The organism is Acidovorax sp. GW101-11A03, from assembly GCF_059424825.1.
In genome coordinates this window covers 1-9,161 of the sequence record NZ_JBWKZU010000108.1, presented here as the reverse complement: position 1 = coordinate 9,161, position 9,161 = coordinate 1, and the positions used below count along the sequence as shown (strand labels likewise).

The window sequence follows — 9,161 nt, the reverse complement described above, 5'->3', positions numbered from 1 at the left end:
CCGGGTTCGGTGAGTCGCCTTGCGGGTTCGGCTCATCGATGGGGTGAACTGTACGCCGATGGTGTTCAGAGAAAAACTATCGAGTCGCGAACTGACTATTCCAGTTTTTGAAACAGTGGGGACGAACAGGGTGCGCCCTTGTGCCGAGTTTGCGCAGTGCCCCGCAGCGCCAGGGCAGGCATCTCAGGCCCGCAATGCGCATACCCAATTGATGGATCTAGGTATAAATCCTGAGATTCTGGCGAAAATTAGTATGTGTAGGGCTTTTCAAAGTATCAACTGAGCATCAGAGCATCGGTATCGTTCAGCCCATCAATGCCGTGATCCGACCGGCGTTGAATGGCAGATCCATACCAACTACGCAGGAGACGTTCCGATGCCCCGTTCCACCCGTCCACACACCCGCTTGGCCCTGGCCGTTGCCGCCTTGGCGGCATCGCTGTGCGGCGCCGCTGCGCATGCGCAGACCGAGCTCGTGATTGCCACCGTGAACAACGGCCACATGATCGAGATGCAAAAACTCAGCAAGAACTTCGAGCAGGCGAACCCCGACATCAAGCTCAAGTGGGTCACGCTCGAAGAAGGCGTGCTGCGCCAGCGCGTCACGACCGACATCGCCACCAAGGGCGGCCAGTTCGACGTGATGACGATTGGCATGTACGAAGCGCCCATCTGGGGCAAAAAGGGCTGGCTGCAGGAGCTGAAAACCGACGCCGCCTACGACGTGGACGACCTGCTGCCCGCCGTGCGCAATGGCCTGTCGATCGACGGCAAGCTGTTCGCCGCGCCGTTCTACGGCGAAAGCTCCATGCTCATGTACCGCAAGGACCTGGCCGACAAGGCGGGCGTGCAGGTGCCCGAGCGTCCCACCTGGCCGCAGATCAAGGATCTGGCCGCCAAGATCCACGACCCCAAGAACGGCGTGTACGGCATCTGCCTGCGCGGCAAGCCGGGCTGGGGCGACAACATGGCCTTCCTGTCCACGCTGGTCAACACCTTCGGCGGCCAGTGGTTCGACATGCAGTGGAAGCCGCAGCTCGAATCCAAGCCCTGGAAGGAAGCGATCAACTTCTATGTGGACCTGCTCAAGAACTACGGCCCACCCGGCTCGTCGGCCAACAGCTTCAACGAGATCCTGGCACTGACCAACTCGGGCAAGTGCGGCATGTGGATCGACGCGACCATCGCCGCATCGTTCGTGAGCGATCCCAAGCAGTCCAAGGTCGCCGACCAGATGGCCTTCGCCCAGGCACCCACCATGAACACGCCCAAGGGCGCCAACTGGCTGTGGTCGTGGAATCTGGCGATCCCCGCCGGGTCCAAGAAGGTGGATGCCGCGCAGAAGTTCATCACCTGGTCCACCAGCAAGGACTACATCCAGCTCGTGGCCAAGACCAACGGCTGGGCCAACGTGCCCACCGGCACGCGCAAGAGCACCTATGCGTCGCCGGAGTTCCAGAAAGCCGCCCGCTTTGCCGCCGCCGAGAAGGTTGCGATTGACTCTGCGAACCCCACCGACTCGACCCTGCCCAAGAGCCCGTATGTGGGCGTGCAGTTCGCGGCGATTCCTGAGTTCCAGGCCATCGGCATTGCGGTGGGGCAGCAGATGAGCGCCGCGCTCGCAGGCAAGACGACGGTGGATGCTGCGCTGAAGGCATCGCAGGTGTCGGCTGATCGTGAAATGAAGAAGGCCGGCTACTACAAGTAGGCAAGCACTCATTGGGCTACTGCGCGGCCCGATCTGGGGGCGGTGTTCCTCGCCGTACGGGAGTACGGCTGCGGTACAGCACCCCCACCTCGGGCCGCTCGCTACGCCCACTGAGCGCTTGCCCCTGCCATGCTGTGTAAGTCTGTACCGGAATTCCCATGAACCGCCGCCTGCTCCCCCGCCTGCTGCTCACGCCCGCCATGGCCACGCTTTTCCTGTGGATGATCGTGCCGCTGGTGATGACGATCTATTTCTCGCTCATCCGCTATAACCTGATGCAGCCCGATCAGACGGGCTTTGCGGGGCTGGAGAACTTCGAGTTTTTCGTCACCGACCCGTCGTTCGGCACGGCGGTGGTCAACACCATCTTGCTGCTGGGCAGCGTGATCCTCATCACCGTGGTGCTGGGCGTGGCGATTGCGTTGCTCATCAACGAGCCGTTCCCGGGCCGGGGCATCGTGCGGGTGCTGCTGATCTCACCGTTCTTCGTCATGCCCACGGTGAACGCGCTGATGTGGAAGAACATGATGATGAACCCCATCTACGGCGTGCTCGCGCAGGTGTGGATGTTCTTTGGCGCACAGCCCGTGGACTGGCTTACCGACCACCCGCTGTTCTCGGTGATCGTCATGGTGTCGTGGCAGTGGTTGCCTTTTGCCACGCTGATCTTCATGACCGCGCTGCAGAGCATGAACCACGAGCAGTTGGAGGCTTCGCGCATGGACGGTGCCAACTACCTTCAGCAGCTGCGCTACCTGTACGTGCCGCACCTGGGCCGCTCGGTGGCCGTGGTGGTCATGATCGAAGTCATCTTCTTGGTCAGCTTCTTTGCCGAGATCTACACCACCACCGCCGGTGGGCCTGGCGATGCGAGCACCAACGTCACCTTCCTGATCTTCAAGCAGGCGCTGCTCAACTTTGATGCAGGCGTGGCTTCGGCCGGGGCGCTGTTCGCGGTCGTGCTGGCCAACATCGCGGCCGTGTTCCTGATCCGCATGGTCGGCAAGAACCTCGACAAGTAGGAGTGACCCATAAAACTCTTCTGGCGTCGTTGCTGCGTCTTGTCGTACTACTCGTACTGCCTGCGACGCAGCGCCTAGCCAGAACCGCTTCGCTGAGCTTTCTGGGTCCCTCCAAATCCATCAGTGCACACAACACAAAACATCATGACCGTCCGACGCCGTTCCAACTTCCCGCTCGGCCTGCTTGCACTGCGCACCTTGGCTGCCTGGGGCGTGGCCCTGCTGCTGTTCTTCCCGCTCGGGTGGCTGTTTCTCACGGCCTTCAAAACCGAGCTGCAGGCCATCGCCGTACCGCCGCTGTTCGTCTTCACGCCCACGCTGGAGAATTTTCACGAGGTGCAGGAGCGCAGCGACTACCTGCTGTATGCCAAGAACTCGGTCATCACCAGCGTGCTCTCCACCCTGCTGGGCCTGATGCTCGCCGCCCCTGCGGCCTACGCCATGGCCTTCTTCAAGGGCAAGTACACCAAGGACATCCTGATGTGGATGCTCTCCACCAAGATGATGCCCGCCGTGGGCGCGCTGGTGCCCATCTACGTGCTGGCGCAAAAGAGCCACCTGCTGGATACGCAGCTTGCGCTCATCATCGTGTTCGCGCTGTCCAACCTGCCCATCATGGTCTGGATGCTGTACTCGCACTTCAAGGACATCCCGCACGAGATCCTGGAGGCCGCGCGCATGGACGGCGCCACGCTATGGCAGGAGGTGCGCCTGGTGCTGCTGCCGCTGGGTATGGGCGGCCTGGCATCCACCGGCTTGCTGTGCCTTGTGCTGTCGTGGAACGAGGCTTTCTGGAGCCTGAACCTCAGCGCCGCCAAGGCCGGCACGCTCGCCACGCTGATCGCGTCGTACTCCAGCCCCGAGGGCCTGTTCTGGGCCAAGTTGTCTGCGGCATCGCTCATGGCCATTGCGCCCATCGTGGTGTTTGGCTGGTTCAGCCAGAAGCAGCTCGTCCAAGGTCTCACGTTCGGCGCGGTCAAGTAAAGCGCAGCGTTCATCTCCCCAGTTTTCAAAGCATTCAGGAACCCGATTCCATGGCCTACCTTCAACTGCGCGGCATCGAGAAATTCTTTGGTGAACACCGCGCCATCAAGGGCATCGACCTCTCCATCCAGCAGGGCGAGTTCATCGTCTTCGTCGGCCCCTCGGGCTGCGGCAAGTCCACGCTGCTGCGGCTGATCGCAGGGCTTGAAGCCATCGACGGTGGTTCGCTCATGCTCGACGGCCGAGACATCACCGACCAGCCGTCGAGCAAGCGCGACCTGGCCATGGTGTTCCAGAGCTACGCGCTGTACCCGCACATGAGCGTGTACGAGAACATGAGTTTTGCGCTCAAGCTCGCCAAGGTCGACAAGCAGGTGATCGACGAAAAGGTGCAGAACGCCGCGCGCATTCTCAACCTCACGCAGTACCTGCAGCGCACGCCCAAGGAGCTGTCGGGCGGTCAGCGCCAGCGTGTGGCCATCGGCCGCGCCATCGTGCGCGCGCCCAAGGTGTTCCTGTTTGACGAGCCACTGTCCAACCTTGACGCGGCGCTGCGCGGCCAGACCCGTGTAGAGATCGCCAAGCTGCACCGCGACCTGGGTGCGACCACCATCTACGTCACGCACGACCAGGTGGAGGCCATGACGCTGGCCGACCGCGTGGTGGTGCTGCGCGACGGCGTCATCGAGCAGGTGGGCACGCCGCTGGAGCTGTACGACAAGCCTGCCAACCAGTTCGTGGCCCAGTTCATCGGCACGCCGCAGATGAATGTGGTGCCCTTGCCGCAGCTGCCATCGCCCGTGCAGCAGCAGGCACCCGCCGGGGCGGAGGGCGGCGCCATCGGCCTGCGCCCCGAGAACATCACGGTGCGCAACACCGGCGCGACGCCGGTGCCGGGCCAGGTGGACCTGGTGGAAGCATTGGGCGCAGAGACGCTGATTTACGTGAGCACGCCCAGCGGCGCGCAGTTTGTGGCGCGCCAGAACGACCGCACAGGCCTGCGTGCGGGCGATGCGGTTTGCCTGGACATCGATGCCTCGCAAGCCCATTGGTTCGACCCGAACGGCCGCGTGGTGGCCCGCCAGACCGCATGACCGCCATGACTGCTTCCATGCCCCCCGGACAAGAACTTCAAGGCAAGGTGGCGGCCGTTACCGGCGCCGCATCGGGCATCGGGTTTGCCAGTGCCCAAGCCATGGCCAACGCTGGTGCGCGTGTGGTGCTGATCGACCGTGACGAGGCAGCGCTGGCCAAGGCCTGTGCAGCCATCGGCCCGAATGCCTTGCCCCTGGTGTTGGATCTGCTGGATGCCAGGCAATGCGCCAGCCTGCTGCAGCGCACGCTGGCGCTCGCGGGCCAGCTCGACATCTTCCACGCCAACGCCGGGCTGTATGTGGGCGGCGACCTGGTGGATGCCGACCCCGACGCCATCGACCGCATGCTTCAGCTCAACGTCAACGTGGTGATGAAGAACGTGCACAACGTGCTGCCCCACATGATTGAGCGCGGCACGGGCGACATCATCGTCACCAGCTCGCTGGCCGCGCATTTCCCCACGCCGTGGGAGCCCGTTTACGCATCGTCTAAGTGGGCGGTCAACTGCTTCGTGCAGACCGTGCGCCGTCAGGTGTTCAAGCACGGCGTCCGCGTGGGGGCCATCTCGCCCGGGCCCGTCATCACCTCGCTGCTGGCCGACTGGCCTGCCGAAAAGCTCGCCGAGGCCAAGGCCAGCGGCAGCCTCATCGAGGCGTCCGAAGTGGCCGACGTGGTGCTCTTCATGCTCACCCGCCCGCGCGGCATGACCATCCGCGACGTCGTGATGATGCCCACGAACTTTGATCTCTAGAAACCCGCAGTCACGCACCATGAATTTCATCCTGCACCTGGGCCTGGGCTCGTTCCACCGTGCCCACCAGGCCGTTTACGTTCACGCATTGCGCCAGCAGGGCGACACGGGCTGGGCCATCGCAGGCGGCAACCTCCGCCCGGACATGGCCGACACCATCGCGGCGCTGCAAGCGCAGGATGGGCGCTACACGCTCGAAACCGTCACCCCCCAAGGCGAGCGCAACTACACCGTCATCGAGTCGATCCAGCGGGTGATCCCCTACCAGGATGACCTGGCCCCGCTGATTGCCATGGGTGCCGACCCTGCCACGCGCATCATCAGCTTCACGGTGACCGAGGCGGGCTACTACCTGGATGCGCAGAACCAGCTCGACTGGCCCACGTTTGCCGACCTGCGCGCCGACCTGGCGGCCGTGAAGGCGGGCCAGGCAGGCCACACCATCTACGGCGGCCTGGTCAGCATCCTGCGCGCGCGCAGGGCAGCCGGTGCGGGCGCCGTGACGCTGATGAACTGCGACAACCTGCGCCACAACGGCGACCGCTCGCGCGGCGGGCTGCTGCAGTTCATCGAGGCGCTGGGCGATGCGCCACTCAAAGAGTGGGTAGAGCAGAACACCACGAGTCCCAACGCCATGGTGGACCGCATCACGCCGCGCCCCACGCCCGATGTGGCCGAGCGCGTGAAGGCTGCAACGGGTTGGGACGACAAGGCTGCCCTGATGGGCGAGAGCTTTATCCAGTGGGTGATCGAAGACGACTTCATCGCCGGCCGGCCCGCGTGGGAAACGGTAGGCGTGGAGATGGTGCAGTCGGTGCAGGCACACGAAGAGGCCAAGATCCGCCTGCTCAACGCCACCCACAGCTGCATTGCCTGGGCGGGCACGCTGGCGGGTTACCAGTACATCCACGAAGGCACGCACGATGCGGCCATCCGCCAAATGGCCTACGACTACGTGACCGACGACGCCATCCCCGTGCTGCTGCCGTGCCCCATCGACCTGGAGCGCTACCGCGACGTGGTGCTGGACCGCTTTGGCAACCCCGCCATCGCAGACACCAACCAGCGCGTGGCCATGGACGCGTTCTCCAAGATCCCCGGCATGATCGCGCCCACCATCCGTGACAAGCTGGCGCGCAACGCGTCGTTCGAGAGCGTTGCCATCTTGCCTGCGCTGTTCCTGGCGTATCTGCAGCGCTGGCACGCGGGGCAGATCCCCTACACCTACCAGGACCAGGCCATGGACCCCGCCGTGGCCCATGCCATCTGCGATGCCGCAGACCCCGTCGCGGCGTATGCGGCCGACGCGACCCTGTGGGGCGAGATGGCCAGCCACCCCCGGTTGGTGGATGCCCTGCGCAAAGCCTACGCCCGCGTGCTGGCCTTTGTGGCGCAGCGGACAGGCGCCTGATGCTGGTGTAACTTCCGTCCAGCACCACCACCATGACCGTGAAAACGTCCACCGCCCCGCGCCAGACCAAACCCGAGCTGGAGCACGACTATGTGCGCTCGCCCGCACTGGGCTACGAGTCGCCGGACACTGCGGGCTTCATCCGTTGCCTGGCCCACGGGTTTCCCACGCCGCTGGCGCGCTGGCACTACCACGACGAGTACGAGCTGCACCTCATCACCGCGACGTCGGGCAAGGTGTTTGTGGGCGACTGGATCGGGCAGTTTCAGCCCGGCCATCTGGTGCTGACGGGCCCGCGCCTGCCGCACAACTGGATCAGCATGGATCTGCCCGAAGGCGGTGTGCCGCTGCGCGACCTGGTGATCCAGTTCTCGCACGCGCCGCTGGTGGCCAGCAGTGAAAGCATTCCTGAGCTGCGCGAGGTGCTGCCCCTGCTGGAGCGCGCGCGGCACGGCATCGAGTTCTTCGGCATGGAGGCGCAGGCGCAAGAACACTGGCACCGCATCAAGGCGCGGCAAGGCCTGGCCCGGTTTGGCGCGTTCTGCGAATTTCTGAGCGATCTGGCGCGTTGCACCGACTTTCGCCTGCTGTCGAGCACGCAACTGCAAAGCGAAGACAACGACGCCCAGCTTGACCAGATCAACGCCATCGTGAGCCGCATCACCGACCACCTGGCCGAGCCCCTGGCCGCCGCTGACCTGGCGCAGGAGCTGGGCATGACCGAGAGCCGCTTCTCGCGCTTCTTCCGCCGCGCCACGGGCAACACCTTCACCGACTTCGTGAACCTGGTCCGCGTGAACCGCGCGTGCCAGCTGCTCATGGAGTCCGACCGCTACATCACCCACATCGCGTACGACGTGGGCTTCAACAACATGGCCAACTTCAACCGCCGCTTCCTGGACATCAAGGGCATGACGCCCAGCGAGTTCCGCAAGCAGGGGGCGGGGAGATTTGGCAAGGTGTGAGGCCCGCAGCGGTCTGGAGGGGGAAGGGCTGGTGAGTGTTGAAGATCGTTCCCACCGAACCACCCTGCGACCCTCCCCGCGTCACCCACCCACCGTTCGGGCTGAGCCTTTCGAAGCCAGGGCCCGACCTCCAATCTGATCCTGCGCCCGCGTGGCATCCCACCGACCCCGCCACTCATCATGTACCTCGGAATCGATTTGGGCACCTCGGGTGTCAAGCTCCTGCTGCTGGACGACGCACAAGCCGTGGTCGCCGCGGCCGATGCGGCCGTGCCCCAGCACCGCCCCCAGCCCACATGGAGCGAACAGCACCCGGCCGACTGGTGGGCAGCCCTGGAGGCTGCCGTGGCGCAGCTGCGCGCCCAGGCGCCAGCCGCGTGGGCGCAGGTGCGTGGCATCGGCCTCTCGGGGCACATGCACGGTGCCGTGGTGCTGGGTGCGCAGGGCCAGGTGCTGCGCCCCGCCATCCTGTGGAACGATGGCCGCGCCAGCGCCGAATGTGCGCAGCTGGAATCGGCTGTGCCCACTTCGCGCCAGATCACCGGCAATCTCGCCATGCCCGGCTTCACCGCGCCCAAGCTGCTGTGGCTGCGTACGCACGAGCCTGCCGTGTTTGCGCAGATCCGCACCGTGCTGCTGCCCAAGGACTGGCTGCGCCTACAACTCAGCGGCGATGCAGTGAGCGACATGTCCGACGCATCAGGCACGCTGTGGCTGGACGTGCAGGCCCGCGCCTGGAGCCCGGCCATGTTGCAAGCCTGTGGGCTCGATACATTGCACATGCCCGCACTGGCCGAGGGCAGCGCGCCCACGGGCACGCTGCGCAGCGACGTGGTGCGCCGCTGGGGGCTCGGTGAAGGTGTCGTCGTGGCCGCTGGCGCGGGCGACAACGCCGCCAGTGCCGTGGGTGTGGGCGCCCGCACTGGCGGGCAGGGCTTTGTGTCGCTGGGCACCTCGGGCGTGGTCTTTCGGGTGACGGATGCATTTGCGCCTGCCACCGAGCGCGCCGTGCATGCCTTTGCCCACGCGCTGCCGCAGCGGTGGCACCACATGTCGGTCATGCTCAGTGCAGCGAGTGCGTTTGGCTGGGTCACCCGGCTCACAGGGCGCGGTGACGAGGCGCAACTGTCGGACGCCGTGGGTACCTTGAGCACCAGCCGCCAAATGCAGGCGCCGCTGTTTCTGCCCTACCTGAGTGGCGAGCGCACGCCGCACAACAACGCGG

At 64.9% G+C, this 9,161-nt stretch carries 8 protein-coding genes; all 8 read left to right on the top strand.

Annotation, left to right across the window (positions count from 1 at the left end; translation table 11 throughout):
- Positions 1–376 precede the first annotated feature (376 nt).
- Entirely contained in the window at positions 377–1,708 is a 1,332-nt protein-coding gene (locus tag AC07Z7_RS24355) for an ABC transporter substrate-binding protein (RefSeq protein ID WP_494767940.1), read from the top strand.
- A gap of 158 nt (positions 1,709–1,866) precedes the next feature.
- A complete protein-coding gene (locus tag AC07Z7_RS24350; RefSeq protein WP_494767939.1) occupies positions 1,867–2,730 on the top strand; it encodes a carbohydrate ABC transporter permease in 864 nt (287 codons plus the stop codon).
- A gap of 144 nt (positions 2,731–2,874) precedes the next feature.
- Positions 2,875–3,714, top strand: a complete 840-nt coding sequence (locus tag AC07Z7_RS24345) for a carbohydrate ABC transporter permease (RefSeq protein ID WP_494767938.1) — start codon at positions 2,875–2,877, stop codon at positions 3,712–3,714.
- 50 nt (positions 3,715–3,764) lie between these two features.
- Complete coding sequence (locus tag AC07Z7_RS24340; protein ID WP_494767937.1) at positions 3,765–4,808, top strand: ABC transporter ATP-binding protein; 1,044 nt, start codon at positions 3,765–3,767, stop codon at positions 4,806–4,808.
- Between the two features lie 17 nt (positions 4,809–4,825).
- The gene (locus AC07Z7_RS24335) at positions 4,826–5,560 is read left to right on the top strand and encodes an SDR family oxidoreductase (protein WP_494767936.1); all 735 of its coding nucleotides are present in this window, start codon (positions 4,826–4,828) and stop codon (positions 5,558–5,560) included.
- Between the two features lie 19 nt (positions 5,561–5,579).
- Entirely contained in the window at positions 5,580–6,971 is a 1,392-nt protein-coding gene (gene dalD, locus AC07Z7_RS24330) for a D-arabinitol 4-dehydrogenase (protein ID WP_494767935.1), read from the top strand.
- A 32-nt stretch (positions 6,972–7,003) separates the two neighbouring features.
- Positions 7,004–7,936: an AraC family transcriptional regulator gene (locus AC07Z7_RS24325; RefSeq protein ID WP_094290768.1), complete on the top strand. Its 933-nt coding sequence runs from the start codon at positions 7,004–7,006 to the stop codon at positions 7,934–7,936.
- 180 nt (positions 7,937–8,116) lie between these two features.
- Positions 8,117–9,161: xylulokinase (gene xylB / locus AC07Z7_RS24320; protein WP_494767934.1), on the top strand; the 1,045-nt coding region annotated here is incomplete at its 3' end.

What these genes read in the sequence shown, in the direction of transcription:
- AC07Z7_RS24355 (WP_494767940.1), top strand. Translation starts at nt 377, where the DNA reads ATGCCCCGTTCCACCCGTCCACACACCCGCTTGGCCCTGGCCGTTGCC.
- AC07Z7_RS24350 (WP_494767939.1), top strand. Translation starts at nt 1,867, where the DNA reads ATGAACCGCCGCCTGCTCCCCCGCCTGCTGCTCACGCCCGCCATGGCC.
- AC07Z7_RS24345 (WP_494767938.1), top strand. Translation starts at nt 2,875, where the DNA reads ATGACCGTCCGACGCCGTTCCAACTTCCCGCTCGGCCTGCTTGCACTG.
- AC07Z7_RS24340 (WP_494767937.1), top strand. Translation starts at nt 3,765, where the DNA reads ATGGCCTACCTTCAACTGCGCGGCATCGAGAAATTCTTTGGTGAACAC.
- AC07Z7_RS24335 (WP_494767936.1), top strand. Translation starts at nt 4,826, where the DNA reads ATGCCCCCCGGACAAGAACTTCAAGGCAAGGTGGCGGCCGTTACCGGC.
- dalD (WP_494767935.1), top strand. Translation starts at nt 5,580, where the DNA reads ATGAATTTCATCCTGCACCTGGGCCTGGGCTCGTTCCACCGTGCCCAC.
- AC07Z7_RS24325 (WP_094290768.1), top strand. Translation starts at nt 7,004, where the DNA reads ATGACCGTGAAAACGTCCACCGCCCCGCGCCAGACCAAACCCGAGCTG.